The 26554-nt window shown below is 56.7% G+C and carries 36 protein-coding genes; 10 read left to right on the top strand and 26 right to left on the bottom strand.

Annotation, left to right across the window (positions count from 1 at the left end; translation table 11 throughout):
- Positions 1–82: 82 nt before the first annotated feature.
- A complete protein-coding gene (locus ACIGDJ_RS14595) occupies positions 83–403 on the bottom strand; it encodes an HNH endonuclease (RefSeq protein WP_353188535.1) in 321 nt (106 codons plus the stop codon).
- Between the two features lie 229 nt (positions 404–632).
- Positions 633–809: a hypothetical protein gene (locus ACIGDJ_RS14590; RefSeq protein ID WP_397478838.1), complete on the bottom strand. Its 177-nt coding sequence runs from the start codon at positions 807–809 to the stop codon at positions 633–635.
- A gap of 70 nt (positions 810–879) precedes the next feature.
- Here ACIGDJ_RS14590 and ACIGDJ_RS14585 point away from each other — a divergent pair, with 70 nt between their 5' ends.
- A complete protein-coding gene (locus ACIGDJ_RS14585) occupies positions 880–1068 on the top strand; it encodes a hypothetical protein (protein WP_353188533.1) in 189 nt (62 codons plus the stop codon).
- Positions 1069–1117: 49 nt separating this feature from the next.
- On the opposite strand, the gene ACIGDJ_RS14580 is transcribed toward ACIGDJ_RS14585, so the two are convergent.
- From ACIGDJ_RS14580 to ACIGDJ_RS14505, 16 genes are all read right to left on the bottom strand, one after another.
- The gene (locus ACIGDJ_RS14580) at positions 1118–1456 is read right to left on the bottom strand and encodes a hypothetical protein (RefSeq protein WP_397478837.1); all 339 of its coding nucleotides are present in this window, start codon (positions 1454–1456) and stop codon (positions 1118–1120) included.
- A complete protein-coding gene (locus tag ACIGDJ_RS14575; protein ID WP_042559985.1) occupies positions 1456–1827 on the bottom strand; it encodes a hypothetical protein in 372 nt (123 codons plus the stop codon). The genes ACIGDJ_RS14580 and ACIGDJ_RS14575 overlap by 1 nt, the downstream gene beginning before the upstream one ends.
- Positions 1828–1907: 80 nt before the next feature.
- Positions 1908–2375 carry a hypothetical protein gene (locus tag ACIGDJ_RS14570; RefSeq protein WP_397478836.1) on the bottom strand — a complete coding sequence of 156 codons (468 nt, stop codon included), beginning with the start codon at positions 2373–2375 and terminating at the stop codon, positions 1908–1910.
- A 159-nt stretch (positions 2376–2534) separates the two neighbouring features.
- A complete protein-coding gene (locus tag ACIGDJ_RS14565; protein ID WP_353188529.1) occupies positions 2535–2924 on the bottom strand; it encodes an antiterminator Q family protein in 390 nt (129 codons plus the stop codon).
- Complete coding sequence (locus ACIGDJ_RS14560) at positions 2921–3205, bottom strand: hypothetical protein (RefSeq protein ID WP_397478835.1); 285 nt, start codon at positions 3203–3205, stop codon at positions 2921–2923. The genes ACIGDJ_RS14565 and ACIGDJ_RS14560 overlap by 4 nt, the downstream gene beginning before the upstream one ends.
- Positions 3202–4575: a replicative DNA helicase gene (locus tag ACIGDJ_RS14555; RefSeq protein WP_397478834.1), complete on the bottom strand. Its 1374-nt coding sequence runs from the start codon at positions 4573–4575 to the stop codon at positions 3202–3204. The genes ACIGDJ_RS14560 and ACIGDJ_RS14555 overlap by 4 nt, the downstream gene beginning before the upstream one ends.
- A complete protein-coding gene (locus ACIGDJ_RS14550; protein ID WP_397478833.1) occupies positions 4572–5375 on the bottom strand; it encodes an ATP-binding protein in 804 nt (267 codons plus the stop codon). Before ACIGDJ_RS14550 ends, ACIGDJ_RS14555 begins: the two co-directional genes overlap by 4 nt.
- Positions 5356–6162 (bottom strand): helix-turn-helix domain-containing protein, encoded by an 807-nt coding sequence (locus ACIGDJ_RS14545; RefSeq protein WP_397478832.1) that lies wholly within the window; start codon positions 6160–6162, stop codon positions 5356–5358. The genes ACIGDJ_RS14550 and ACIGDJ_RS14545 overlap by 20 nt, the downstream gene beginning before the upstream one ends.
- Positions 6159–6395 (bottom strand): hypothetical protein, encoded by a 237-nt coding sequence (locus ACIGDJ_RS14540; protein WP_397478831.1) that lies wholly within the window; start codon positions 6393–6395, stop codon positions 6159–6161. Before ACIGDJ_RS14540 ends, ACIGDJ_RS14545 begins: the two co-directional genes overlap by 4 nt.
- On the bottom strand, positions 6392–6679 hold the full coding sequence (locus ACIGDJ_RS14535) for a hypothetical protein (protein WP_397478830.1): 288 nt from the start codon (positions 6677–6679) through the stop codon (positions 6392–6394). The genes ACIGDJ_RS14540 and ACIGDJ_RS14535 overlap by 4 nt, the downstream gene beginning before the upstream one ends.
- Positions 6676–7008, bottom strand: a complete 333-nt coding sequence (locus ACIGDJ_RS14530) for a hypothetical protein (protein ID WP_397478829.1) — start codon at positions 7006–7008, stop codon at positions 6676–6678. Before ACIGDJ_RS14530 ends, ACIGDJ_RS14535 begins: the two co-directional genes overlap by 4 nt.
- Entirely contained in the window at positions 7005–7739 is a 735-nt protein-coding gene (locus ACIGDJ_RS14525; RefSeq protein WP_397478828.1) for a Rha family transcriptional regulator, read from the bottom strand. Before ACIGDJ_RS14525 ends, ACIGDJ_RS14530 begins: the two co-directional genes overlap by 4 nt.
- A complete protein-coding gene (locus tag ACIGDJ_RS14520; protein ID WP_397478827.1) occupies positions 7736–8239 on the bottom strand; it encodes a helix-turn-helix domain-containing protein in 504 nt (167 codons plus the stop codon). The genes ACIGDJ_RS14525 and ACIGDJ_RS14520 overlap by 4 nt, the downstream gene beginning before the upstream one ends.
- On the bottom strand, positions 8236–8574 hold the full coding sequence (locus ACIGDJ_RS14515) for a hypothetical protein (protein ID WP_147282600.1): 339 nt from the start codon (positions 8572–8574) through the stop codon (positions 8236–8238). The genes ACIGDJ_RS14520 and ACIGDJ_RS14515 overlap by 4 nt, the downstream gene beginning before the upstream one ends.
- The gene (locus ACIGDJ_RS14510) at positions 8571–8924 is read right to left on the bottom strand and encodes a hypothetical protein (RefSeq protein ID WP_397478826.1); all 354 of its coding nucleotides are present in this window, start codon (positions 8922–8924) and stop codon (positions 8571–8573) included. The genes ACIGDJ_RS14515 and ACIGDJ_RS14510 overlap by 4 nt, the downstream gene beginning before the upstream one ends.
- Before the next feature lie 225 nt (positions 8925–9149).
- Positions 9150–9461, bottom strand: coding sequence for a Cro/CI family transcriptional regulator (locus tag ACIGDJ_RS14505; RefSeq protein ID WP_397478825.1), 312 nt, complete (start codon positions 9459–9461; stop codon positions 9150–9152).
- A 108-nt stretch (positions 9462–9569) separates the two neighbouring features.
- On the opposite strand from ACIGDJ_RS14505, the gene ACIGDJ_RS14500 reads away from it, so the two are divergent.
- The 8 genes from ACIGDJ_RS14500 to ACIGDJ_RS14465 all read left to right on the top strand — a co-directional run bounded on the left by ACIGDJ_RS14500 (position 9570) and on the right by ACIGDJ_RS14465 (position 15246).
- Positions 9570–10325, top strand: coding sequence for a LexA family transcriptional regulator (locus tag ACIGDJ_RS14500; protein WP_397478824.1), 756 nt, complete (start codon positions 9570–9572; stop codon positions 10323–10325).
- An 85-nt stretch (positions 10326–10410) separates the two neighbouring features.
- Positions 10411–10788: a LuxR C-terminal-related transcriptional regulator gene (locus tag ACIGDJ_RS14495; protein WP_397478823.1), complete on the top strand. Its 378-nt coding sequence runs from the start codon at positions 10411–10413 to the stop codon at positions 10786–10788.
- Positions 10789–10879: 91 nt separating this feature from the next.
- Positions 10880–11317, top strand: a complete 438-nt coding sequence (locus ACIGDJ_RS14490; protein ID WP_397478822.1) for a tellurite resistance TerB family protein — start codon at positions 10880–10882, stop codon at positions 11315–11317.
- Between the two features lie 269 nt (positions 11318–11586).
- Positions 11587–12000 carry an Arc family DNA-binding protein gene (locus ACIGDJ_RS14485; protein ID WP_397478821.1) on the top strand — a complete coding sequence of 138 codons (414 nt, stop codon included), beginning with the start codon at positions 11587–11589 and terminating at the stop codon, positions 11998–12000.
- Positions 12001–12453: 453 nt separating this feature from the next.
- Positions 12454–13191, top strand: a complete 738-nt coding sequence (locus tag ACIGDJ_RS14480; protein WP_397478820.1) for a hypothetical protein — start codon at positions 12454–12456, stop codon at positions 13189–13191.
- Positions 13188–13448 (top strand): helix-turn-helix domain-containing protein, encoded by a 261-nt coding sequence (locus ACIGDJ_RS14475; protein WP_397478819.1) that lies wholly within the window; start codon positions 13188–13190, stop codon positions 13446–13448. The genes ACIGDJ_RS14480 and ACIGDJ_RS14475 overlap by 4 nt, the downstream gene beginning before the upstream one ends.
- A 159-nt stretch (positions 13449–13607) precedes the next feature.
- A complete protein-coding gene (locus ACIGDJ_RS14470) occupies positions 13608–14804 on the top strand; it encodes an Arm DNA-binding domain-containing protein (protein WP_397478818.1) in 1197 nt (398 codons plus the stop codon).
- Entirely contained in the window at positions 14773–15246 is a 474-nt protein-coding gene (locus ACIGDJ_RS14465; RefSeq protein WP_397478817.1) for an HNH endonuclease, read from the top strand. Before ACIGDJ_RS14470 ends, ACIGDJ_RS14465 begins: the two co-directional genes overlap by 32 nt.
- A 151-nt stretch (positions 15247–15397) precedes the next feature.
- On the opposite strand, the gene ACIGDJ_RS14460 is transcribed toward ACIGDJ_RS14465, so the two are convergent.
- Both ACIGDJ_RS14460 and ACIGDJ_RS14455 read right to left on the bottom strand, forming a co-directional pair.
- Positions 15398–15568: a hypothetical protein gene (locus ACIGDJ_RS14460; RefSeq protein WP_212544149.1), complete on the bottom strand. Its 171-nt coding sequence runs from the start codon at positions 15566–15568 to the stop codon at positions 15398–15400.
- Between the two features lie 21 nt (positions 15569–15589).
- Positions 15590–16228 carry a hypothetical protein gene (locus tag ACIGDJ_RS14455; protein WP_397478816.1) on the bottom strand — a complete coding sequence of 213 codons (639 nt, stop codon included), beginning with the start codon at positions 16226–16228 and terminating at the stop codon, positions 15590–15592.
- Between the two features lie 408 nt (positions 16229–16636).
- Here ACIGDJ_RS14455 and ACIGDJ_RS14450 point away from each other — a divergent pair, with 408 nt between their 5' ends.
- Complete coding sequence (locus ACIGDJ_RS14450; protein ID WP_143979014.1) at positions 16637–17893, top strand: integrase domain-containing protein; 1257 nt, start codon at positions 16637–16639, stop codon at positions 17891–17893.
- Positions 17894–18101: 208 nt separating this feature from the next.
- Here ACIGDJ_RS14450 and ACIGDJ_RS14445 read toward each other — a convergent pair whose 3' ends face one another.
- The 6 genes from ACIGDJ_RS14445 to ACIGDJ_RS14420 are packed head-to-tail and all read right to left on the bottom strand — an operon-like array spanning position 18102 to position 26545.
- On the bottom strand, positions 18102–18509 hold the full coding sequence (locus tag ACIGDJ_RS14445; RefSeq protein ID WP_143979015.1) for an SMI1/KNR4 family protein: 408 nt from the start codon (positions 18507–18509) through the stop codon (positions 18102–18104).
- An 11-nt stretch (positions 18510–18520) separates the two neighbouring features.
- Positions 18521–19108 (bottom strand): HNH/ENDO VII family nuclease, encoded by a 588-nt coding sequence (locus tag ACIGDJ_RS14440; protein ID WP_057406260.1) that lies wholly within the window; start codon positions 19106–19108, stop codon positions 18521–18523.
- A complete protein-coding gene (locus ACIGDJ_RS14435; protein ID WP_397478815.1) occupies positions 19105–22374 on the bottom strand; it encodes an ATP-binding protein in 3270 nt (1089 codons plus the stop codon). Before ACIGDJ_RS14435 ends, ACIGDJ_RS14440 begins: the two co-directional genes overlap by 4 nt.
- A 4-nt stretch (positions 22375–22378) precedes the next feature.
- A complete protein-coding gene (locus tag ACIGDJ_RS14430; protein ID WP_143979016.1) occupies positions 22379–23269 on the bottom strand; it encodes a hypothetical protein in 891 nt (296 codons plus the stop codon).
- A gap of 13 nt (positions 23270–23282) precedes the next feature.
- A complete protein-coding gene (locus tag ACIGDJ_RS14425) occupies positions 23283–25538 on the bottom strand; it encodes a dynamin family protein (protein ID WP_122500325.1) in 2256 nt (751 codons plus the stop codon).
- Positions 25535–26545, bottom strand: a complete 1011-nt coding sequence (locus ACIGDJ_RS14420) for a dynamin family protein (RefSeq protein WP_225739943.1) — start codon at positions 26543–26545, stop codon at positions 25535–25537. The genes ACIGDJ_RS14425 and ACIGDJ_RS14420 overlap by 4 nt, the downstream gene beginning before the upstream one ends.
- Positions 26546–26554 lie beyond the last annotated feature (9 nt).

Here is a 26554-nt window from a genome sequence, read left to right as displayed (position 1 = left end):
ATCCTGAACTTTTCCCCTCCCCCCATGGGGCAGTGACGTGCCGCACCATTCCGAGGCGTCATCGCCGAGATTCATTCTCGTTTCACCGCTTCGACCGATTCCAATGATGGTTAGGGTCGATGGGCAATCCGTTCACGTCACAGCCGACCACAACACCTGACTTCTCTTCTCTCTGCTTGGCGCTGTCGTGGCAGAGCTTGCACAGGCTTTGCAGGTTCGTCCCATCGAAGAACAGAGTGACGTCGCCACGGTGCGGCTTGACGTGGTCGGCGATGATTGCGGCGACAGTCCTTCCCTGCGATGCACAACGACGACACAGCGGCTCAGCCTGAAGCTGTGCCCAACGGAGCCTGTACCACTCTTTGGTCTTGTACAGGTGGTGCCACGGTGAGGTATTAGCCACTACCAGCCCCCTGCCATCTTGGCGCCTACCGCTACACCAATGAGGAAAACCAGCCCGACCCACAATGACCCAGCACTCGGCATCACCGGTGCGTTAGGATTGCGCAGCGGTGGCGACGGAGGCATCAGCGACCGTCGGCAGGATTCGCACATCAGGCCGCTACCGTAGTACGGCACCGCCTCTGTCTTGATGTGATGACACCGTGCGCACTCAAAGGTGTGGCCCATGATCACGACTCCAGCGAAAGCTTGATCGAGGCAAGGATCACACCGAGAGCCGCTGCCGGTGAGGACTTGGCGATCTCGATTACCTGAGCTTCGACGCGCGCAACCTTCGCCTGTTCATCGGCAGGCATGTCACTGACCATGCCCTTGATCTGGTAATACTCGGCGCTGATGGTGCTCATGATTAAAGTCCTGATGAATCGGGTTTCGGCGTATGGTTGGGGGTGACACTCACTTGCAAGGAGCTCCGCAATGACCGATCGCACCGATGAACAATTGATCGTCCAGGCCGCACGTGAATGGGCTGCCCGATCTAACAAAGACGCGGAAACGGTTGTGGGCGGTGCCCAGGAAGTGATGGCGGCATTGAAGGACAAACTCACTCCGATCCAGTACGAGAACGCGTTGAGCGACTTGCTTCGTCAGTACAACAATCAGTAGCCGGATGGTGTCGCGACACAATTTGCACTCTCGCGAAACGTGTCGCGACCTATGGTGTTTGCCGATCGACGGCTTCGTTGACCTTCTCCGCTGCCTTGCTCGCCGTGTCGGCGGCCTGAACTGCTGAGTTCGAGGCTTCCTGCACTTTCACGGCTGCATCCTGCGTCTTCTCGGCCAAGCTGTTGAGACGAACATCACGCTTGCCCAGTGCGGCGTCATACGCGGCGCGCACCTCGGCGAGCTGCTTGGTCTGCTCACTGCTGGCTGACCATACGCCGGCTTGGTAGCCAAGGATCAGGCCGCCGGCGAGCAGCAGCGCGGCGATCACCCAGATCTCTGCCCGACGCCACCAGCGGCGAGCAATGAATTCCATAGCGCATCTGTCCATCAGTTGATCCCTCCCAGCTTGGTACGCAGGCGGGCGATCTCTTCGCTCTGCGAGGTAACCGTTGCGGTGAGTTGTGCGACCTGGCTGGTGAGGGCTTCGATCTTCCCCTCCATCCGCCCTACTGCTGCGGCAAGCTCGTTGCGCTCTTTCGCGAACTGGTCAGCACGGGCTTCAGCTTCCTTTCGCGCAACACGCTCGGAGTCCAACAGCTCATTCAGCCGGCGAAGCGTGAAGATGTCGGCGTTATCCATGGCCCGATCTGCAGCATCCTTCGAGAGGAATTTGCGCAGCCAGAGGAATCCTCCGAAGAGGGTTAAGCCCGTACCGCCCAGCCAGGTAGCTGTGCCTGGGCCGAGGTCAGTAGGGTCCATCCGATGCTCCAGAAACAAAAAACCCCGGCGAAAGCCGAGGTTTGAGTGGGGTCAGCAGCTGTACAATCTGCTGTAATGATTTAATGAGTAGCCTTACCCGCTTTTTCCAAAGCGTTTTGATACATGGCGTCGAACAAACGGGTCATGTCCTCGGCAGTAATCTCGAACTCCTCAAAGTCGTTGAGCCAAACCTTGTACCCCTTGCCGAACTGCTCAAGCTGTAGATGAAAGGTTATCGAGCCCTGAGTCCGCGGTTTCGGTTCAGGGTCGTAGGTGAAACAAATGTCGAACTGGATACGGTCTTCGGATACCCGGGGGAACTCCTTTTTGGGGACTCCTCTGAAGTACCCACTTTGATCGAGGTGCCCAATCGCTACGTGAGGGGCCTCAGCGCCATTGATCATTATCGGATTACCGGTCGGTACTCCAAGGTACTCTGCAAACTTCTTCCGCAGCTCAGAGGCGACTTCTCGCAAATCTTTGAGCTTTTCCGCATCAGCTTCGAGAGCTTTCTTGTAAGTATTTGCCACTTCCAAAAACTTTGACATTCCAGGCACTCCATTAGTCGGAGTAGCAGATTGCCATAACGAAAAAATCAATCCAACAAAAAGCCCGACGCAATGGCCGGGCTTTGTCTGCTGTGTCGCGCTTGAAAAGCTGAACACGGTGCCATGAAAACAGGTGTTTATCCGGCAGGAAAGAACTTTTTACGCTGCGAGGCGAATTTCCTCGATCGCGCAATCAATCCACGCTACACCGGCCTTGATCACCTCCCGCGCTGAGCGTTCGGAAATCCTCGCCGACTCGCCAACCCTGACCATCGTCCACTTCGCACCGAAGTACAGCCAGATGAAATTACCCATCTGTTCGTCACGCTGAGCCAACTTCGCCACCGCGCGGTCAACCACCAAGGCAGTGTCATCCGTGACGCAATAGTTCTTCACGCCGCCCTCGGTCACGTTATTGTCACGGATCAGCGCGTACAGCGGTGACACGTACCGAGGCACACCCATTCCATCCATGCGCCACCAGCCCCACTGCTCCAGAAGGTATTCAGTGTCACCCAATGGCTTGTCTGCGTAGGTTCGTTTTTTCATGCTGCTTTCCTCGGGTTTGGCTCATCCATGCCGAACAGCTCCCGCAGCAGCTTGTCAGCGATCTTGTTTTTTGCGTTGCCTTCAGTGATCCAGCGCCGGGCGAATTCCTCGAAACCCAGGTTGGCCCGGGACGCGTGCCAGTCGGCAATAATGTCCATGAACGCCGCCGAGCCGATCCGGCCATTGGTCTTTTCCAGCAGCAGGCGATTGCCCTGCTTCAGGAACTGGCACTCGACCGGGGTCAAGCTTTTGCGCGGCAGTGCCGCCATTACGTTACTCATCGAGATTTTCCTCTGTACTGACTGGCGAACGAGCGGCCCATTTCGACCTCCTCGTTGCTCGGCTCACGGTTACCGGCGAAGTTGACGAAGCGGGCGTACTGGCCCTGCTGCTGAACGAGGCACGACCCGACTGGCGCGTGTCTGCACTTGGGCATGATCAACTCTGTGACGCCGTTCTGGCCCTCCTCCGAATCCATGTCGCGGTGGACAAGGATGATGCAATGGGCGTCGGCCTCGATCTGGCCGGAGTCACGCAGATCAGAGGCGATCGGCTTCTTGCCCGGGCGCTTGGTCGAGTCGCGGTTGAGTTGCGCCAGCAGGATCACCGGCACCTCCAACTCCTTGGCGATGTTCACGATGCCGGTCGAGATCTTCCCAAGTTCCGAAGTGCGGTTGAACGCTTTGCCGTCCGAGCCGATCAGGCCGATGTAATCGATCACCACCACGTCGAGACCATGAGCGCGTTGCACCTGGCGGGCGATGCTGCGGATTCGTGCCACCGTGAGCCCGGACTTGTCACTGATGAACAACGGCTTACCCGTGATCTTGCTCACCGCTGAGGTCAGTCGCGGCCAGTCGTCGTCCTGCAGCTGGCCGTCATCAAGTTTGCGGAGATCGATCCCGCCGATTGACGCCAACACACGGTTCCCCAACTCTTCCTCGGGCATTTCCAGGGAGAACACCATGCCTACACCCGCGCCGCTGCACGCGATGTGCTGGGCGATCTGTAATCCAAGCGTGGTTTTGCCGCTCCCCGGCAGCCCGGCTACGATGGTGACGGTTTTCTTCCGCAAGCCGCGGATCAGCTTGTCGAGATCGACCAGTCCAGTTGAAAGCCCAGACTCCAGTTGCCCATTGAATTTGGAGTCGATCACGTCGATATTGCGCTCGATTACCTCATCCAATCGTTTGTAATCCGGCTCCCCGGTCTGCAGGTCCCGCAGATCCGCCATTGCCTGCTGGGCGCTGGCGATGATTTCAGCGACAGGCCGATTCTCGGTCGCCAGCTCCCGCACCGCGTCGGCGGCGTCCACCAGGCGGCGAAGAACGGCGCGCTCGGTCACAACCTTGGCATAGGCCTTCCAGTTGGCGGTGCTGGGCGTGTTGCGCGCCAGCTCGGCGGCGTAGGCCAATGTGCGAGTTCCGCTCGGCAGGTACTCGGCGAAGTCGTGCAGCGTTACCGGGTCAACCGGGCTTCCAGCGGCATGACAGCCGATCATCGTCTGGAACAGCGCGGCATTCTCCGGATCGTGAAAGTCCGCCGCCGAGACCTGGCTGGTGATGGCGTCGAACAGCTCGCTATCCAGCAGCATCGCCCCCAGCAAAGCGTGTTCAGCCTCATCACTGAACAGTTCGCGATATTCACTCATGCGGTGGCCCTCATCGAAGACCAGCTGAAGCCGACTGCTTGACCACCGTTCTGGCGCAGGCGATCGAGTGCGCGGTCGCCGATGAACTGGTCGAGAGCGTTGGCCGGCAGGTTGGACACCACCACAGTGGGCAGGACAAGCTGATACCGGCGATCGATGACTTCGTGGAGCAATCCCAATTCGTACTCGCTCCCCTTCTGCGCTCCAATCTCGTCGATCACCAGCAGGTCCAGGCTCGCCAGTTCGTTGATCACGTCGCGCTCGGTGTAGTCAGCACCGCGCACCATCGCGCCCTTGGCGATGCGGATGATCTCTGCGGCCGAGACGATCAACGCCGTGGCGCTGAACTTCCGAATGACGTGCTGAACCATGCCGGAGCCCAGGTGTGTTTTACCGCAGCCGACATTGCCGGACAGGATCAGCGAGCGGCCGGCGCGGTAGTTCTCTTCGAATTGATCAACGTACGACTGGCAGGTCGACAAGGCACGGACCTTTTCCAGCACCGCACCGGTGGTGAAATTCTCCAGCGTGCACTCGGCGAAACGCGGCGTAATGCCCGACCCGATCAGCAGCTCGTTCAGCGCCGTCGCTTTACGGCGGGCCAGAGCGTCGGTGTGAGCTTCGCTGCGTTTGTCGGCGGTGTTCATCGCCTCCCACTGGCACCGGCGGCAAGCACGCACTAGGTAGGAACCGTCGAACTGCTCGACCTCGGCGCCGTCGACCGTGCCATGCACTGAGCACTGCGCCTCGAAGAAGCGAACATCCGGCACGCGGCTGAACTTAGAAATTGGTTTGGCCATGAGGCGCCTCCGGGTACATATCGGGGGTGTGAGTCGGCAAATTGCTGTAAGTCGAAGTTCTCCCGTTCTTGGCGCCAGCACCTGGCAGAACCGAATCTGGGTATATGTCCGACCAGCTGCTGGTGGTGGACTTATCCAGGACGGCATCGGGGTCGGGATGGTTGGCCAGCTTCTTAGCGATCAGTTCACAGGCTCTCAGGGTCAACGGTGCCCGCTTCGCCTTTCGCATTTCACAGAAGTCTGCCCAGGCGTTTTCGGATGCGTTGGCTGGTTTGGCGGTCAGCGGATCAAACTTCTGAGCCTTCCCCTTCCCGACCTTCTGAGGTGCCTTGGCGCCTTCTTTTTGGTTAAGGATGGTTAATGGGTGGTTAATGGATGGATTGGGTGCACCCGGTGCACCCCGTTCGGTCGTGGCGTGCACCCCGTTCTGTTCTGGCATGCACCCCGTTGCGTCTTCAGGTGCACCCCGTTCGGAGCGGGGTGCATCCTGTGCACCCCGTGAAAGGTCGAGGTCGTAGCAGACCGGAACACGATCCCGCTGGGTTATATAGGCGGCGGCAACCGCTTGATTTCCGCGCTTTATCAACCCAATCGACTCCAGCTCACGGAGCCGATATTGAACGGTGCGGGGTGCCAGGCCGGTATCAAGCGCGAGGCTCGAAACGGCAGGGAATGCAGCGCGACCGGACTGGTCGGCATAGTTGGCCAGGCACAGCAGCACATGCCGAGTGTGCGAATCGGTGACAACCTGCTGGATAAGCGCCCAGGACATAGCTTGAACACTCATACATTCAGCTCCCGTGTGATGCGACGGATGAAGTCGTCGTAGCTCTCAGTCATGACGACGCCACGGTCCTCCAGGGCGCCGCGGGCAGCCTTGGCCATGCCATAAACCTCCCAGCGGTCACGCTCGGGAAGATGGCGGCAGTTCGAATAGCAGGGCCAGGGGCCGGCGACCACTTCGGCGGTGCTGGCGGTAACTACCGGGATTCCGGTAGTTGATGCGATAGGACGGGTCATTGCAGCGTCTCCCCAGCTGGGCGCACGCCTGCTCGCAGAGCTTCCTCAGGACCGCTGCTCAGCCTCAGCACTAGGACGCGGATGGCCATGTTTGCGTTGGCGATGGATGCAGACAAATTCCAGGCCGTGTCAGCATTTAGGCGCAGGTCCTGCGCGTGAGTCAGTTCGTCGTAGGCGTCGTCGGTCAGGTTGAAGCCCATTGCTGCCAGCGTGAGGTTGTCGAACTGCTCAAAGTAAGACTGTTCGTGGTGAGCCTGCCGCTCAGGTTTAAATTGACGTTTCATGCCTCACCCCCATCGTTTTGAATACCGAGTTGCTCGCGCAAGCGGCGCGTTTGCTCGGTCTGAATTTCACGTGGCTCTACGCCGATGATTCGGCGAGCCAATACCCTCGCGCATATCTGCGCCTCAAGAGCACTCCCGAAAGCCTCTTGCTGGTTGAAATGCCAATGCTCGCGAGAGGCTGGATCGTCTGGGCTGCCGATGATCTCGACCGTGCTGTCGAGCAGCTCCCAAATGCGATAGGCAAGCTGCTCGTTGGTGAGAAGGCTCATTGTCTCGTCGTTGATGTGCACGGTCGCTTGAGGCTGCGGAAAGTTGAGTACGTTGCTCACTGAGGCACCTTCTGGACCAGGCGGAACCGGCCCTCAAAATATGGGTGGGTCGCCTGGGTCGCAGTAACCATCGTGGATTCGGAAACAAACCGGTGGAATGCGGCCGTGACGTGGCTCTTGGACCAGACCAGGTATTGCGAGCCCAGCGCCTCCTCGTGGCCGTTGCGGACCATCCCAGCCGGGTTCGGCTGGTTTGGCCATACCTTCAGCACGTAGTCGACGACGGCACCGGACAGGCCGTGGCGCGTCAGCATCGTTTCCTTGATCCTGGTCAGCGATTGGCAGTTCTGCGGGCAGTGATCCCACACGGTCGTCTGGCTCAGGTCCTCGACGCGGCGCTCGATTCGCTCCAGCGCCACTTGCTGCTCCCGCTGCTGCCGCTCGACAGCCACCAAGTGGTTTGCATTCGCGGCGGTGATCTCGGCCTGGGTCATCGGGCGGGCGGCCTGCTCCTCCAGCACCTGCCAACGATCGACAAGCGCGGCGGTGAACTCAGGACTGAGCTGAGCCACGATGATGTAGCTGTCACGTTTGCTGACGCGATACTCCTGAACCACCACGCCATTGCCAGCCTTCGGTCCGTCCGCCATCGGCGGTTGGGAAATCACACATCGAGCTACAAGTCGATCGATGGAGCGCTTGACATCATCGTGGCGCGAGCCGACCAAATCAGCGATCTCTTGCGAGGACATGGTGACGGCATCGCCGCCTTGGAATTTGGCGATGGTCATTGGGCAGCCTCCGAGCCGAAGGCCAACCAGTTGATGTCGACTTTGCAGGCGCGGGCGATTTCGGCGATGTAAGAGGTTCGCTTCGTCTTACCGCTTTCGATCTGGCTGATTGAGGTCTGCTCAATACCTGCCAGTTTGGCCAGTTCATCCTGGCTGAGCGATAGCGACTCACGCGCAAGCAAAATCCGTTCTGCGAGGGTGGTGTCGGGGCCTTCTGGAATCCGCGCCACGTTTTCGGGTCGCACAGGTTGTGCCGCTGGCTTTGACTCGCCCAATTGCTTGAACTGGTCGATGGCGCTGTACACGCCTCCGAATCCGGTGTCGCTAAAGTACTTCGCGAGCTCGGCCAGGGCGCCAGCAGATTTACCGTCCCCGTGCAGATGATCGAGGTGGATGGCGCTGGTCAGTGCGTATTGCCATTCGAGCAGATCTTTAGCCGCGAGCAGTTGAAGCTCAGCCTCTTGAGCTGCTTCCTGCATGGTTGGAAGTTGGGAGTTCATTTGGCAGCCCCTTGATGAGGGATGTTTTGCAGCTTGTAAGCGGCCGCAGCGCCAGCATCGGCCATGGACATCGACAGCAGAGCAAGTGAGTTGATCAGCCAGCCAGCACTCATCGCGAGCTCGTCGTTGAGCTCGTTGTGGTTCGCGGCATGAGCGATGAGCTCACCAATGGCAGCGACCCCGTGGAGGGTGCTGACTTGGAAGTTGTCATTGGTATTCTCGATAGCCCTCAACCGATCTACCTGATCGGGTGTGAGTCGAGCGTTCTTGGCTGAGCACGCAGGAAATTCGCGTTCAACATCGACCAGCAACTGGTTCCACATTGGAGTACTCATTGGCGAACCTCCGCGATTTCAGCGCCCTTCTGAACTGACCAGACCAGCGCGCTGACCGTCTCGGCGAGAAACCCCAGCGCGGCCATGCCATCGCAATACGCCAGTTCGCCCATGTTCAAGCTGTCGTGCATGTGGCGGCAAATCTGGCCCAAGCCGGACGACAGCACCTTCGCGGTTTGGAGTGCATCCTCCGCGTTCGTGCCAGGTGCAACGTTGAGCAATTGGATACCGCGGTTGTCGATTGGGGTGTCGCAGAAGCCGACAAGGGCCGTGATCAGCTCTTGCGATGCGAGTGGGTTGGTGCTATTTTTTGGGTGCGTCATATCGTTCTCCAGAACGAAGAAGTACATAACCACTCGTCCTACCGAGTGGCGTGAGAAGCCCGCTTCCTACAGCGGGCTTTTTGTTGTCCGGAGAAAAGTCAGCCGGATAGCAAAAATTGGGATGGGGCGTGCTGGCTCATACCGGATTCCTTTTTATTGGGCAGGCAAAAGCCAACCATTGGAAGTCGCTGAACAGTCCCTGGCGAGGGACTTCCTTTTTCACTGAAAACGTGCGGTTCCTGAAGATATCCATTAACCGAGGGCCTCAGGAGGGGCGAGTTCTTTGGTAAGCCGAGAACTGGATGGATCCACAGGTACATCAATACCTGACGCGCCAGAGCCTGCGGGTTTATCATTTGCGCATTGGCTGGACGTGCTACGCCGCTTCTGTCCAGGGAAGGGTTTTTCTTCAAAAGCGGACAAGCTGCCGTCATCGGACACAGTCACAAAAATGGACCGCCCTTCACGGATAGCCTTACTCAGAGAGCCCTGACTCATTCCGAGTTTTTCGGCCGTCCCTGCGTGTCGCTTTGCTGCGTATTCAGCAAGAGGAATTCGTTTCACCGAAGTGACTCCACAATTTTGGTTCTATTTAAATAGTGCTGGCGGGATTTTTTAAAGTCAATGCTTGCGGCATTTGAATTTCAATGCCGCCGGCCATAGGGTGCTCGGATGAAAAAGAAAGATCTCAGCGATGTTGCTCAGCAGGAGTGCGCCGCGCTTAAAGCCATCTTCATGGCGAAGCGTAAGGACCTTGGCTTGACGCAAGAAAAGGCAGCCGCGGCCCTTGGTATGAACCAAGGATCGTTCAGTCACTATTTGAACGGGCGCAATGCCCTAAACACGCCGTTTGCCGTGCAGGTTTCTCAATTACTTCAGGTGCCGGTCGAAGCTTTTAGCCCACGAATTGCCAAGCAAATTGCGATGATGACCGCAGCGGTATCGGGTGAAGGGCTTTACGAAAAACACAAAGGGGAAAGGTCAGAGCACGCCAATTTAGAGCTTGCAGTACAACCGTGGCGAGCCCCAAGGAGATATCCATTGATTAGCTGGATAGCAGCGGGAACCAGGGCGGAATCACCAGACACTTTTGCCACGGGGAGCGCTGAGGAGTATTTGGCCTCAACCGAAAACGCAGGGAGCCACGGTTATTGGTTGGACGTGCGCGGCCCATCAATGACCTCGACGACAGTTCCTAGCTTTCCGGAAGGCACAAAAATATTAGTGCAGCCAGAAGGCTTCGATCTGATAAGCGGTAAGTTCTACGTGGCTCGCCATCGCGACGGTGAAACCACTTTCAAGCAGTACCTGAACGACGCTGGTTGCGGATATCTGATGCCGCTAAATCCGACGTTCAAACCCTTAGAAATTGACGGGGACTGGGAGATCATCGGGCGAGTAATAGACGCAAAAATCCCTGGCCTGTAAAAAATAATCCCGCGGGGATTGACACAAATAAATCCCGCCAGCACTATAGCCACCAGAAACCAACTTTGGTCATGGGTGGCCCATCATGCAATTCATCAGCAACGGTACTTGGAAAGGAAAACTCGGGCTTGGCCTCGCTGAACGCGAGCTGTCCTGCCTGCTTGCCGTTGCTGCTGGGCATACCGACAAAGAAATCGCACAGAAAGACGGCCTCTCCCCTCGTTCAATCAAAGGCCGCATCGAATCCTGCATGCATAAGCTTGGCGTATACAAGCGCCCGGCTCTCGTGGCGGAAGCATTCCGCCGAGGGCTGATCAGCCCAATGATCATCACCTTGTGCGCAATTCTCGTTGGCCAGTCGGCCACCAATGACAACTCATTTAATCGAATCCGCCGCCCAGGCGAGCGCCGCATCGAGACCCGCTTGGCCGTGCGCCGCATCGAGGCTGCACTCACCGCTTAACCCAACCTGATTTTCGCGAAAGCCAACAACGCGGCCGGGATTCGCTCGGCCTTGAAAAAGCTCCACCCCAACCCACGAAGAGGAAACACCCATGTTCGGTATCGGAAAGAAACTGTTCGGCGCCAAGCGCGCAGTGAAAAAGCTGGAAAACCGCGACCTGATGCAAGCAATCGTCGGTGGCTGCCTGCTGGTGGCTGCGGCTGACGGCGAGATCAGCAAGAACGAGGCGGCGCAGATCGACATCCAGATCCGCGCCAACAAAGCTCTGGAGCATTTTGGTACGGAGATCACCAGCACCGTGAACCTCTTCACGGAGCAGCTGCAGGCAGGCTTCCGCCTAGGCCGCATGAACATCCTGCGAGAGATCCGCGACATTAAGAACAACCCCGCCGATGCCGAGGAAGTCTTCGTCAACATGCTGACGGTGGCCGAGGGCGACGGGAATATCAGCCCCGAGGAAATGAACGTTCTTGCCGAGATCGGTGTGGAGCTGGGATTGCGCCTTAAAGACTTCGGTATCGACGCGTGAGCAGTTATCTGAAACGCGGCCTGATTACCGCAGCAGTGATCGCGGTGGTTTGCGCGGTAGGTGCCAGCCTGGCCGACCGCGGACTCTGTTCCTACTATGGATTCCAAACCGATCGTCACGTTCGATACGCAGCCTTCGTTGGCTGCTTGATCGAAACACCGACGGGATGGATACCGCGCAGCGAGTTGCGAGTCGTTCAGTAGCGTTTCACTGAAGCGCCTTCCCACGAAGGCGCTTTGGGAAGCAGATCAACATAGGAGCTTTTATCCATGAGCACTAAAGAATTCGATTCAAGAACAGCCGACAAATTTGTCGCACGCCTGCCTGACGGACTTCGCGGAGAGATTGAGGCAATTGCCACTGCCAGTGACCGCAGCATGAACGCCGTGTTTGTTCAAGCCGTTCGACAGTACACAGATGGCCAGAAGCGCCAGCAGCTGTTGCTCGATGCTCTTGCAAATGCTGCCCACCCCTCTCTTCACATTGATGAGCGCGTGCGAATGGCGGCAAACGCTCGTCGCTATGAATGGTTGCGCGACGTCGCGTTCAACACTCCTCGGCAGGATCTGCTGCCGCGAGATCGACAGGGCAACATGCTGACGGAGCGAGATCTCGACGCCGAGATCGACCTCGCGATGCGCCAGAACCCAGGTGAGCAGGAGTTAGCGCCATGCGCGGAATGATCACCGCCGCCGTGCTGCTGATTGCCGGCCAAGCCAGCGCCAGCGAGCAAGTCATCAGCGTCCAGCACGACTCTACCCGGGCTGTTACGTGCTTCATCACGGCTCAGGGCGGTATCAGTTGCCTACCAGATTCGCTCCTACAGAGCGGCACTACCGAGCGTGAGTCAGGCCGGGCCTCTCAGGCCAGTTCAGTGACTGAGAAAGGGTTTTCGGTGGCCACTCCGCTCCCACAGGATGAGAGGTTCAACCTATGACGAGTCCGAACAGTTTCCTAGAACGCGACCGTGAGCACTCGCTCGGGGGCAACGAGTTCGCAAGCCTCGGCGCCCGCCTCGTTCGTTTTGGCCAGGCCCTTCAAGAGCCCAGCACCACAGTCAGCGAGCTGGCCAAGTTGGCCGGCGCCTGCGGGATCTCGCTCAAGCTGCGCGCGGTAGGTGAGTCGGGAGAGGGTAAATGACCAAGCATCTGGCAATTTCCCCAGCGTCACTGCCCGCAATCGGCCAGCCATTCGCCGGCGGCTTCTTCGCTGGACGCCTGTTCTTTGGTGGCGCTGAGCACGCCCTCATCGATGCCGGCCGAGAGTTCGAGCAGCCCGCGCAGTGGTGGGACCGGTCAGGCCCGCGCCTGAATGTGCGCGGCAGCAAGTCGTACCACGATGGAATGGCCAACACCCGGGCAATGGCCGAGGCCGGAAGCGCGATCGCCCAGAAGGTGCTGACCATGTCGATCCGTGGGCACCGTGGCTGGCACATCCCGGCGATTGAAGAGCTTCAGGTGATGCGAGCCAACCTGCTGCAGCTAGAACCTTGGGGCAAACACTGGCCAGCAGACGGCGCTGGTGGGCCTGCCCAGGCTTTCGCGTTGCGCGAGTACTGGTCGAGCACGCAGAAGTCATCCGCCGGCAGTGCCTGGTGTCTCCACATGCTGCCCTGGTGCACCCCGGACACGAACTGGACGAGCAAGGAAAAGGCAGTTCGCCCGGTGCGCACGCTTCCGATCAAGTCCGGTGCGTTCGTTCATGCGCCGTCGACCGACGCGCCGCTGACCGACACGGATCTGCATGGCTTGGCCAACCAGGCGGCCGTCGCCAGCGTGATCGAGCGATTCGTGAACGAAGACGCCGGCAAGTTCTACGGGCGCACCGATGCGCTGGTGGCAGAGCTGGCAGCAATTGCAGGAGGCCGCGTATGACTACCAGGCCGATGTTCGATGGTGAAAAGCTGGCGCTACTCAGAGCGCGGGCCGGCACCACCCAACGCGACCTTGCTGAAAACGTCGGGACAACTTCGTCCATGATTTGCAAGTACGAGGCCGGCAAGTGCCAACCCAGGCTAAAGGCGGTGCTGCGCCTGGAGGAAGCGTTTTGCGTTGAGCGCGGCGGGCTGTACGTGAAGGTCGCGACACCACTCACGGATAACGAAAACGTGTCGCGACACGAAGAGCGGTGAAGCTATGCGCTACGTGACCGTCAGGAAATTTGCCAGCGAGTCTGGCTACACAGAAGACGCGATCCGCTCAAAGATCCGTGACGGGATCTGGCGGCTCGGTGAGATATGGATCAAAGCGCCGGATGGCCGGACGCTTCTCGACATAGAAGGATATGAGTCATGGGTAGAGGCGGGCGGGGAGTTCGGGCAGTCTCCGATTCGAGCATCGAAATCACGTTCATGTATCGGGGCGTCCGGTGCCGCGAGCGGATCACGCTCAAGCCCACCGCCACTAACCTGAAGAAAGCCGAACAGCACAAGGCTGCGATCGAGCACGCAATATCGATCGGCACCTTCGACTACTCGGTGACGTTTCCTGGCTCGGCCCGGGCGGCGAAGTTCGCGCCCGAGGCGTCGCGCGAAACCATGAACGGCTTTTTGACCAGGTGGCTCGAGGCGAAGAAGAAGCACGTCGCGAGCAGCACGTTCGATGGGTATCGAAAGCTGGTCACCCTCCGCCTGATCCCCGCCCTGGGCGACACCATGCTGGTGGACCTGAAGCGGAAGGCAGTGAGGGACTGGCTGGACACCCTGGAGGTGGGCAACAAGACGCTCAGCAATATCCAGAGCTGTCTCCGTTCCGCGCTAAACGATGCGACTGAGGAGGAACTGATCGAGCAGAACCCACTGGCGGGTTGGACTTACACGCGCAAGGCAGCGCCGCCAAAGGAGGATGACGTCGATCCGTTCAGTCCCGAGGAGCAGCAGGCGGTGCTGGGCGCCCTCACCGGCCAGGCGCGCAACATGATGCAGTTCGCCTTGTGGACTGGCCTGCGCACCAGCGAGCTCGTTGCGCTGGACTGGGGCGATATCGATTGGCTGCGGGAAGAAGTCATGGTGAGTCGCGCAATGACACAGGCAGGAAAAGGAAAGGCCGAGACGACGAAGACCGCGGCAGGCAGGCGCAGCGTGAAATTGCTTCGTCCTGCGATGGAAGCGTTGAAGGCGCAGAAAGCGCACACGTTCCTCGCAGATGCCGAGGTATTTCAGAACCCGCGCACGCTTGAACGCTGGGCGGGTGACGGCCCGATCCGGAAAACAATGTGGGTGCCAGCAATGAAGAAGGCAGGCGTTCGGTATCGCCGACCGTATCAAACCCGCCATACCTACGCATCGATGATGCTGTCTGCAGGTGAGCATCCTATGTGGGTTGCCAAGCAGATGGGGCATACAGACTGGCTAATGATTGGCCGCGTGTACGGACGCTGGATGCCTTCAGCGGATGTCAGTGCAGGCAATAAAGCAGAAGAGCTTTGGAGTGCAAAACCAGATGATGGAAATAAAGTTGAAGGAAGATTTGATCCTGCTGCTGGATGACCAGGATGTTTGGGCGGCAGAGAAGTACAGCTTGGTCGCGGACCGACGCGGCAGCACCTGGTACGTCCGCGCACAAGAAAAAGGAGCCGGGGCAGCGCGGAAGCCGAAACACTATCTCCACCGACTACTGATGGGCTTTCCTGAAGGAATGGACGTCGATCACCGAGATGGTAACGGTCTAAACAATCTCAGAAGCAATCTGCGTGTCGCCACCAGGACTCAGAACAGTCTGAACCGTGATCGCTCGTCGACCAATAGCTCTGGGTACAAAGGCGTTTTCTGGAATGCCCAGAGAGGCAAGTGGTATGCCAGGCTCACCGTCAGCGGTATCGGTAGAAAGCGTGGATATTTCGCCACTCCTGAAGAAGCGGCCCAAGCTTACGATCAATTGGTTACGGCGCACGCTGCGGAGTTCGGGCGCCTGAACGCGGCGGGACAATGATAGCGAGAGTTTATGGCAGGTGGATGCCAGCAGCAGACCTTGTGGCAGGCGAAAAGGCGGAGCTAATGTGGAGCCAAACAGAAAACGAAAATAAGATAAAGCTAAAATGAAAAAACCCCTCACTTGGAGGGGTTTTTTTGAGGTTTTACGTTCAAGCGATCACGACGGGCTCGACAAGACCTTTCGCTGTACAGATCTCATGGATTTCACGAGAGGCTTGCTTGTAGCCGGCTAGTACCTGCATCGCCTTCTCTTGATTGGCTTTCCGTTCGTCGGCCGTAGCAGGCCTGAGATTACGCAACGAATTCCCCAGCATTTTCATCTCTCCACTCCGTTGTATTTCTTAGACGGGAATCAAGCAGTCTTGGTTCCCGTAATACGAATCACGCATCCTGTAAATCGCATGGCGGTAGGACAAGCCATTCTGCTCATGGATCTTGGCCTCTTCTGGGACTGCGGCCGGTTGGCCTTCGTTCCCCGAAGCAAGCATCCGTAGATACATCTCTTCGAAAAGCAAATCGAAGAGCTTGAATTTCTTCTCAAAATGGGCCTTCAGCACGTGCCCATCATCCATTTCATCTGTAAAGCAGATGTACAAGCCTTCGCCAAGACGAGGCCGGTGATACATGACTACGCCAGGCTTTCGAGGAGGAAGTGATTGCACTCTCGCAGTAGGCCACACTCGAAACCACAACCAAATAGTGGCTGCGGCACTCATCACGTATCTACTGAAAGTAATCTCAACGGACGCTTTTGTCTCATGAAGATTTTTTATCAGTTCGATCATCTGATCTACGTCGCCACCGCCATTGTGACGTAAATGTAGCTCAATTTTCTCTCCTGTCGCCGCTGCTGCCAGAGCGTCCAGGATAGGCGCCACGCTTGCAACCGAAATTTCATCAGGAAGCATCAGCTTTAACGTATTCGTATCGTCAGCTGCCTGTAGGGTATCGGCTGCTTGGGGTTCTACTTGAGCGTCCACTGCTTTATCAACCACGGCGAAATGGATGCGCGATTCTATAGATGGTTCATTGTGCCAGCAACATAATTTATGAATTTAAACGAGCACAACCTATTCGTTTAGTCGCCGGGTTTAAAAGCGGAACGGTTGCTCAATTTCATAAATGCCAGGTTTATGCCAACCTCTGAGCTGAAAGCCGCATGCTACGAGGCTTAGACGGGGGTTCAAATCCCCCCGGCTCCACCACCTTATCATCTAAAGACGTCCACGGACGTCTTTTTTTATGCCTGGAATCCAGTGAATACGCGGGTTTCAGCGCCATCAGCGTCCACGAACGTCCAAGAGCAGCTACCCTTTATGGCATTCCAATTGGCATTCCAAGCCCAACAGTGCTAATTTTTGGAATGCCAACCCCACCCTGGAATGCCAATGTGCGCACAAGCGGTTCGCCTCTCTGAACTCAAAATCAAATCTGCCAAGCCTGCTGAAAAGGACTACGTCCTGTTCGACGGCGGCGGACTTCAAATGCGAGTGAGAAGTAATGGCTCAAAGCTATGGAACTTCAACTATCGACACCCCGTGACGAAGAAGCGAATCAACATGGGCCTCGGGACCTTCCCTGAAGTCTCGCTAGCGCTGGCACGAAAAGGCTCCATTGCAGCTCGGGAAATACTTGCCCAAGGCCTCGATCCCAAAGAACAACGGGATGCAGTGCTGCAAGCAAAGCAAGCTGAAACCGAGCACACATTCCAGAATGTCGCGACGTCCTGGTATGAACTGAAGAAGGATGCGGTGACACCAGCTTATGCCGAGGACATCTGGCGTTCGTTGACGCTGCACGTTTTTCCAGACTTGGCCACCACACAGATTTCAGCAATCAGCGCACCACAAGTCATCAACCTTCTTCGACCACTCGAAACCAAAGGTAGCCTTGAAACCGTTAAACGGCTGTCACAGCGACTCAATGAGATCATGACTTACGGGGTCAACTCAGGACTGATACACGCGAACCCACTCAGCGGGATTCGCTCCGTCTTCAAGAAGCCGAAAAAGAAAAACATGGCGGCACTTGCTCCAGATGAGCTGAAAGAGCTCATGGTGGCAATTGCTAATGCCAGCATAAAAAGAACTACGCGCTGTCTGATTGAATGGCAGCTCAATACCATGACTCGCCCAGCGGAGGCTGCAACCACGCGCTGGGTCGACATCGACTTCGAGAAGAAGATCTGGACGATTCCTGCTGAGCGCATGAAGAAACGCCGCGTACATATCGTGCCGCTCACAGATCAAGCATTGGGACTGCTGGAGGCAATCAAACCCTACAGCGGACACCGAGAGTATGTATTTCCTGCAGACCGGGACCCTCGGACCCATTGCAACAGCCAGACCGCCAACATGGCGCTAAAGCGCATGGGCTTCGAAGGTCGGTTGGTGAGCCATGGCATGCGATCAATGGCAAGCACTACTCTCAACGAACACGGCTGGGATCCTGAGTTGATTGAGGTAGCGCTTGCACACGTCGATAAAGACGAGGTCCGCAGCGCCTATAACCGAGCGGACTACATCGAGCGCAGGCGTCCAATGATGAAGTGGTGGAGCGAACACATCCAAGAAGCAGCTACCGGCAATCTTTCGATCTCGGCCATCCAGAGCAACCGAGACACGAAGGTCGTCTCAATACGCTAACGAAGTAGCTTCAACAGGTGATAAGTAATCACCAAACCATGACCGTCGTCTGCCTGGATTGTGCATCGGGCTTGCTCCCCCACCTCTCAGGGTGCCAAGCAGCCGACTCAAGCGATACAGCCATCTAAAGACACTGTTCATCGAATAGAACTTGCAGCACGTAGCCGTACGAAAAAGAGTAACGTCTATGTCTGCAAACTGCGTTCAACTAGCCTGCGAAGACATGCTTGATCAAAAAGGCTTCCAGCCCGTCTTCCAAGACACGCACAATGCCGCCATTCGGTGTAGCCCAAATCAGAAGTTTTCGTGCCTGGTTGTCGTACAGGTAGTATTGACCATCACCAATCTCCAGCAGTGGCACAGTATTTTTCGGGTAGGTCGGGTCACGGCCCAGGTCCGAGAATGCGGCAAAGACATTCAGGTAATAGTCGTCAGGCACGCCTAGGCCATACGTTTCGTAGGCGTCAAAGACAATGACTCCAAAAGCCGACAGGTAGCGCTTGTATTCGTCAGACAGTGCGAATCCCAGTTTCTCCTCAAGATTCTGGATGCTGGCGGTATCTACTGGCCGGGTGTTGGCCTGATGGAGATCAACGAGTTGTTCAAGTTTTTTCATAAGATTCGCCCTCAGCGCTGATTCTCAATCTGTTCGGCTCGCGCCTTCCAGTAGTCTTTTCGCTCTTTATCGAAGTCCTCGCGATTGATCTCGGACTCCTTCTGTTTGTTGTGCAGCACGTTATCGTTTCCGTTGCCACGGTGCTCAGCGCTGGTCAATTCTGCCAATGGCGAGTCCTGTTTCTGGCCGATGTGATGTAACTCGATCGGCTTTCCGTTGGCATCCAGCGGAGCCCTTCCCGACTTCATCCGGTCCAGGTTGGTGGTACCCATATAATCTTTTTGATCGTAATCGATGTCGGTACGAATCAGTGCATCCTTGCCATTGACCTCGGCCGGTTCAAGATTCGCGCCTTCATAGATTTTCGCTTCGGCTTCACTACCGATAGCATCCAGAACCTCTTTTGGAACGCCCAGCAGTTCAAGCCGCTCACGGGTTTCCGGCGACATTTGCGGTAGCTCCAGGCGGGTTTCCTGGGTGAGCACGATAGGTCGATCAAGCTCGACAACGATCAGGCAGCGGTCCGGCATTTCGCGCGCCAGTAACGCCAGGTTGGACGGAACCTCGGTTTTTCCAGCAAAGAAATTTTCAAAGTTCACAGAACGCTCCCTGTTTCGAGGCGCGCACGCCATGCAGAATAAATATCGATATGGCTCTCGTGCTGGAGGCTGTAATCCTTCATCAAGCATTGCTGGGTCGCCAGGGCCAGCTCAGTGCTCAAGGCTGTCGCTCGCTCGTGGAGCAGCTGGTCCAGTTGATTGCTGAGTTGCCCGTAATCGGTCGCCGTTTGAATGATCTGCTGAACCTGCTGCCGGCAACCGAGCACATCGACCACCAATTGTGCGGCGTAGGCAAATGCCTCGGGCTTGCACAGCGCCGACGGCTTCTCTTCTTTGTGGGCATTGAGCGCCTCGAACAGCGCAATTTTGCTGCGAGCCAGCAACGGCAATTCACACAAGCCATTTTCCAGCAACGCTAAATCCAAGGCGACTGGCGTGCGGATACGGTTGCTCAGCAGCAGGTTGAGTACCTGCAGGTTGAAATCCTGGCTACGCACGGCGCGCTTGTCATTGGCGGTATACACATAAGGGGTTTCATACCCGGCGAATTTCTTCACCTGACACAGCACCGGCTCCAGCCAGTCATTTTGATAAACGATGGCGACGCCTTTGGGTAACTTGGCGATTTCTTCAAGCTGGTCATCACGCAACGCCACCGACTTGCCGATTAAACGACGGTCCATTTCATCCGGCAGGCGCATGATTATTTTGGTGTTGGTGTTGCGAATCGCGGCGATATCCACCGCATGGGGCGACTGGTCGGCAATGATGAAACCTTCACCATAGGTGCGCATTTCGGCGATGGCATTGGTCAGCATCTCCACTGACTTGCCGACCACATTTGCCCCTTCAGCACCGCCTTCGGACGGGCTGCGCTTGAGGATGTTGTGCGCTTCCTCAAGGACTGTGACGTGGCGCAGCGGCTGGTTCATGCCACCACAGGCCATTCGGTGCTCACTCAGGCGCATCACCAGGATCCCCATGATCAGGGCCTTGGTCTCGGACGAGCCGACGCGGCTCAGGTCCACGATTGCGCTCTGATCAAACAGCACTGCGCTGTCGATTTCGTTAGCGGTAAAAATCTGCCCATTCAAGCCATTGGTCAGGGATTTGATCCGCGTGGACAGCGAACCGATGTAGTTACCTTTGAGCTCCTGGGAGTACGCGGAGGCCTCGATCACGCTTTGCAGGGTACTGAGCAGGTCACTGAACGTCGGAAACAATGCATCGCTGTAACGGTTGGTCGACGCGTCCAAGTCCCAACCACATTGCTGATACGCCTGCAGGATTGCCTCTTTGAGTACGGCAGGCATTGCGGCATACATCGGCCAGCAGACGTTGAAGATTTCCACGAGCCGATCAACGTGCTCCAGCACATGAATGGCCAACGGGAAGCGGAACGGGTTGATGCGCAACAATTCAAAGTGGGCCGGATGCGTGCCGAATACATTGACGTCATCGCGATGACCAAAGACGTGTTTGTACTCGCCCTTGGCCGGCTCAATCACCAGGAATGGCACGCCGGCGGCGCTAATTTGGCTGAGCATTTCATACAGCGTGTTGCTTTTACCGGCACCGGTCGAACCACTGACAAACACATGGCTGGCCAATTGATCGAGGCTCAACTCGATCTTTTGCGGCAGGTTTTCCCACAAGTGGCGGATGTTGCCCAAGGTCAGTGTCTTGCCCTTGCCTGGCTCACTGCTGTGACCATCCAGGCGCTGCACCTTGCGGCCGAACGCCTGGGTTTCCAGCACGGCCACCGTGGAGGTGGAGCGTCGGGGCAGGCTCAATTGGATCGCCATCTCCTTACCAGACACCAGCGTGGCGGGCGTGAGGTAACTGATCGGGATCTTTTTCGAAAACCCCGGCTTCAATTGCGGATGGCTGAACGCGCTGAGCCAGTCCAGCACAGCGGACTTGTTGGCAGATTTCCAGGTGGTCAGGGCGAAGTCTTCATGGCTGGACTTGCTGCCGCGTACCAGCCCAAGAAAGATACTCGCCAACGATTCGGACGACGCAGTGCTGTCACCGATGAAATACGCCGCCGAGTTCCAGCCGCCGTATGTCTTGGCTTCGTCGATACGCTCGAGGTGGTGATCGATTTTGCTGAGCAACTGCTCGATGGTCTTGTCCACGGTCTCAATCGAAATCTGCCGATTAGAGCCCAGGGTTTTGTTCAACGAATGAGTGTCGGTGGTGCTGGTGGTGTGTGTGGTCGAGGTGGTCTTCGACGCGGCCTCACTGAAGGACGTGCCGTGGCTTTCATTGCGACCTGTGGACGTCGACTGACTGGTGCCGGTGGTGCGTTGTTCGTTGAGCAGCGCTGCAGCGGCCGAGCCGATCTGACTACCGAGCATCGCGCCGAATGGCCCCAATGTCGCACCACCCACCATACCGAGCACATTGGCACCGATAGCGACCGTTTTCGAGGTCAGGGTCTGCGCACTAAACGATTCGCTGGTACCGGTGGTGTCAGTGGTAGATGTACCCAGCGTTGTCGAAGTACCCTTGGTCTCGGTCAGCCCAAGGCTGTGCCCAAGGGAGTCACTTAAGCCCTGGCTGATGCTCAGCCCAACGGAATCGCTGTCCTGCTCGCCGAACGATAATTGTTGCTTGAGCAAGGGCGAAAGGTGTGTGGCCACTTGCTCATAACCGGCACGAATTAGGTCAAGGTTTTGTGACGAAACCGGCTCAGCAAGGATTATCGCATGATACACACGGCGCTCAGCCGCATCGATAAAGCGCTCGAGCCCTTGCATGAAGTGCTCGCGGTTCTCCGTCGACAACGCAGGAACACCTGTGACCGCCGTGATACTCGCCGAAGGGTTAGCCTTTTCGGCCTGGACCGCCCCCAGCAAGACGTCAGCCTCTTGTTGCTGCAGCGGCACTAATGAGCTGCCCGAGAAGTGTCCCTTGAAAGTCTCCCGCAGCAACTCGCCGGAACTGTGCCCGAGAGTTTTGCCGGGCTCCCCCCGGGTACCGATATATAGGTCGGTTTCAATACCGTTAGAACGCAATATCAAGAAAACCGAGTAACCCGCAGCACCCAGTGCGGTGTAAGCGGCCGTCGTGCTTTCAAGCACGGATTGTTTGTTGTCTTGGACGATGCGCTCGACGCGGAAAATCCGCCCATCACTGGCCGCATTGAACCGCAGCCCCTTCTCCGCGAAGGCATGGACCGGATAACGTTCCAGTTCCGACAGGTAACTGCGATTGATCAGTGCGCGCCCTGCCTCAAGGGTCAGGCCAGCGTTTTCACGTATGTCCTGCAGTGCGGTTCGGGTCAGTATAGAAGTTGTCATACGCTCACCGAACCAATGCCACAAGGAACACGACCACCGCGGCAATCGCACCGCCAATTAGCAGTGCGGTCCTGAAGGCGGGGTTGCGATCCGGTGCGGTGTCGGGAATAGCCTGGCGGGAGCTGCGAGGTGATGCTTGAGCCACCGCAGGAGCGGAATATGCACCGGTAGTTTGTTTTGGCGCTGCCGCCTTAGTCGAAGCAAAGCCCTCGACAGCACTATTGCGCAACAGATCGCGAACTTCGATCAAATGCACAAAGCGCTGTTCTGAAAAGTTAGTTTTCAGGTATGTAACCTGGAGGTCGTAGTAATCCTCGGTCCATTGTTTCTCATCTGCAACAGGTTCGCGCGCAAAAGCCCCCTCTGCGTAGGTCTCGAAAATTCCGGGGACTTTGCCTTTGATCCACACAAGTGCAGCATGCAAATCGGCGCCATCCAGACGACGATCATTGAGTTCCAGATGCAACGCCGTTCGGATCGTCAGCAAGTCGCCTTCGTCGACAAACTGCTTGAGGTTGCTGGAAGGCTGGTAGTCAAGGGAAGCATTGTTCATCGGTGTTTTTCTCGCTGGTGAAACGGAATCTGTGGGTGTGAACCCCTTTTCGTTTCTTTGACGAAACACATCGCGAACCTGGATTAAATGTTCCAGCCGCTCCGCGGAGAAATTGCGGGCGGCGAAAAACTTTTGCCGGCTGAAATAGTCCGGGTTCCAACTCACCGGATCCACATCGATAGCGCGAGTGATGCGATCCACCTCGTGAGCGTCCATCACTCCCGGGCGCTGTCGCGCTGCATCCACCATCTGTTGCAACAGTTCAGTGCCGACCTGTGTGTCATCGAGCGCCGCCAAGAACTGCTCACGGACTTTTCCAATCATTGCGGTGTTAGTCGTCATAGAAGCTCCGAGGTCAAACCGCTAGGGTTTCGTCGAGTTTTTCTTTGAATTGGTTGATCCACGCTTGCAACTCACGAGCCTCTTCAAGGGCTTGTTTACGAACGTCGCGATCGGTCATTTTTTCTTTGAGCGAGTCGATCAATTCATTGAACTTGGTTTCGAACTCACGCCCCATGAAGGCCATGAACTGATCAATCAGGACGGTCTTGCCATTGTCGATTTCTGTGCGAGCGGCCACGACCAGTCGAGCAAACTCAGTATTTATACGGGTGCTGCGGGGATTCCAGAGCTTGGCCAGGTCAACCGACTTCTCTTCGCCATATTTGTAAACCGTACGGGTAGAGCCCCATGAAAAAGGGTTGTACCAACTGCTGTCGCTGACTTCGTAACGGTCAATCACAACCCGCTTGGTTTGCACCTCATCACTCTTGATGGTGAGATTGAAGGAGATATCACCCGCGGCTTTTTGAAGGCTGTCCAAAATCGGCAACTTCAAATGCTGGCAGTCCTTGAACAGATCCACGATATAACGCTGATACTCCGCCTGGAGATCATCACGGATGACTTGTTGGCTCGTGATAAATACGGCCTCGTAGGCATTGATGAGTTTCCGGTACTGGAACTGGAGTTCCTCTTCAACCTCCTTGACCCGCATTTCAGCGATCCGCGGCTCAACCTCCCCGATAAACCGCTCACTGACCGACCGGAGATACTTACCCGAAGCATTTTCCAAGGTCGCGAGTTCATCTTCGGTGGCCCGTGGCAACACCTTGCCTTCACGCGCTATTTTGTCCTTGTAGGCCTGCGTATCGAACCCCTGCTCCTGCCGAAGCTCCAGCGCCAGGATCTCTTCATTGATATGCGCCAGCGTCTTTTCGTCCTGATCCAGTTGCTCGATCAGTTGGGTTTCGTTAAGTCCGACTGCAATGGCCTTGATCATCGCGTCATAGGCGCGCTTGACCCGATGTGGAAAATTGTACTTGTCGATGTACTCGTCAATCATCGCCTCCACCGCCGGCAATCCGCTGCTCAGCACGATCTCGGGAAGTTTCTTTTCTTGCAGGCTACGTTTGACCCGCTCGGTAATCGGCATGTATTGCAGCAGGTTCATGCTCGGCTCTTCGCCAAACATGTCCATCATGGAGTTCAACTCACCGCGTTCCTTGCGTGAGTGCAAGTGCTGAGGCTTGCGCAGCAGCCGCGTCAGGTTGGCCGATACCGGGTAGATCAGCGGATTGAAAATACCGTTTTCAACCAGGTAGTTTTTGACGCGGGCCAGCACGGATGGCAGGTCCTCGCCTTTCTCAGGATCGAACACATCCATCTTGTTGATGACAAAAATGAACCGATCCTTGCTCTGCTTTCCGCCCTTGCGCATGGTTTCGGCGACCAGCCCCAATAGGTTTTTGTCGTCGTTGGTGCCCAATTGGCTGGCATTGAGCACATACAGAATCAGCGGGTTGCGCTGAGAGTCCTGAATGAAACTCATCGTTTTGAGCTGATGCTTTGCATCCTGGCTGTTGTTCGGGCCCGGCGTGTCGGTCAATACCAGGCGTACGCTGTCACGGTCTTGAATCGCGTGAATTTTGCCTTCGATATCGATGCGCATCGTATCGGGCAGGTTGTTCCATGCCTGGAGCACTTCCAGGCTTACGTTGTCGCTGTTTTCCGCAACGCGGTGATCATTCGTCACGCGCTGGGCTGCGAAGCGTTGACCCATTAATGCGTTGTCGGTGATCCGCGCAATGGTTGCGGTAGTGGCTTCGTTGGCCGCCGGTAACAGGTCCTGGCCAAGCATGGCGTTGATCAGCGTCGACTTGCCCGAGGACATAGTCGCCACCACATACACGTCAAAATCCTTATTGAACGCTTCTTCAAAGGACTGGCTGACATCGGCATTCTCGCGAATGAAATGCTCAAATTCAGGATGGAGCTTGGCCTCCTCCATCAGCTCACGAATACGGGTCAGGCGCTCTTCGGCCGGGTCCGCTTCGATAAACTGCAGGGTGACCTGCATGCCTTTGCCCATCGCCACTTTTGCGGCGTCAACCACGTCCAGATAATCCGACTCGACGCCTCTGAAAGTGACCTCAAAGTTATTGTCACCATTGAACAACTGGCTCAACTCATCAAACAGCTTCTCAATCCACACTTGCAGCCGCGATTCTTTATAGCTCGACAGCTTGCAGCCTTCGGCCGGCGGTTGGCCACTGATCAGGAACTGAGTCTCGACGATGAAAGGGTTATGGATAATTTCAATAGTATTCATGGTTGCTCATCTAATCGGCGCTGATGATGGATAAGGGCTTCAACGGTTTTAAGCCCACTGATGGTGACCAGTTGCTGCAATCGGTTTTTATCGTAGGCTCGGGTATCGGATTCCTTGGCCTGCAGTTTGCGTTCGAGGTTATAGAGCGCCTTGCCGACGCGACGCTTGATCAGGTCTGGTGCGACTGTGGCATTGAGCAATGCGCACTTGTTGACATCCAGGTCATCGAGCACTTGGCGCAACTTAGAGCGCTGCGCGCGCGTGAGTGTTTCGGCACTCAGGGCCTTGCGCGCGTACAGCGCTGCACTGGCCATTGTCGGAATGATGATCGGCTGTTCAAAACCGATATCGCGCAAATAACGCTGAGCGTTGTGCACATAGCCCTCAATGCTTTCGCCCTTCTCCGGATCGAGCAAATCCACTTTGTTGAGGATGAAATAGATAGGCTGGGCAGGCTTGGCGGCGAGTTCTTCGCGCAACTGTTCGAGTAGCAACCGATCGTCACGAGTCCCCAGTTGACTAGCGTTGAGCACGTAGCAAAGCGCCTTAAACGACACGTTGCGGATTGCCTCCAGCGTCAACCGGGCATGGTTTTCATCCTGGCTGTTATTTGGCCCTGGCGTGTCGTGAAGCACCAAACCGGGTGCCGGGCGCGGCACCACGTTGAAGGTTCCCGCCAGGCTGATGCGCTTGACCTCGACATTGGCGTTCCAGTCCTGCAGCAGCGCTACTGACGGCGAAGGCTGGGAGGCCAATTCGGTGTCGTTGTAGCAATAGCAGGCACCACTGAATCGCCGCGCGCCCTGACGATGCTCTATACGGGTCACACAGGCAGTGGTGGCCTCATTGGCGGTATGCAGCAGTTCCTGGCCAATCAATGCGTTGATAAACGACGTTTTGCCTGCGCTCATTGTGGCCAACACCAATACATCGAAGGTGGCGTTGCCAGCAGACACCGAGCTTCCGACTTTTCGGGATTTGAGGGGCGTAACGGTGGAGCGCGTCATCAGTTTCTG

This window comes from Pseudomonas sp. NPDC079367 (genome assembly GCF_044542195.1).
Lineage (GTDB): Bacteria > Pseudomonadota > Gammaproteobacteria > Pseudomonadales > Pseudomonadaceae > Aquipseudomonas.
This window is presented reverse-complemented; position numbering and strand designations above follow the sequence as displayed.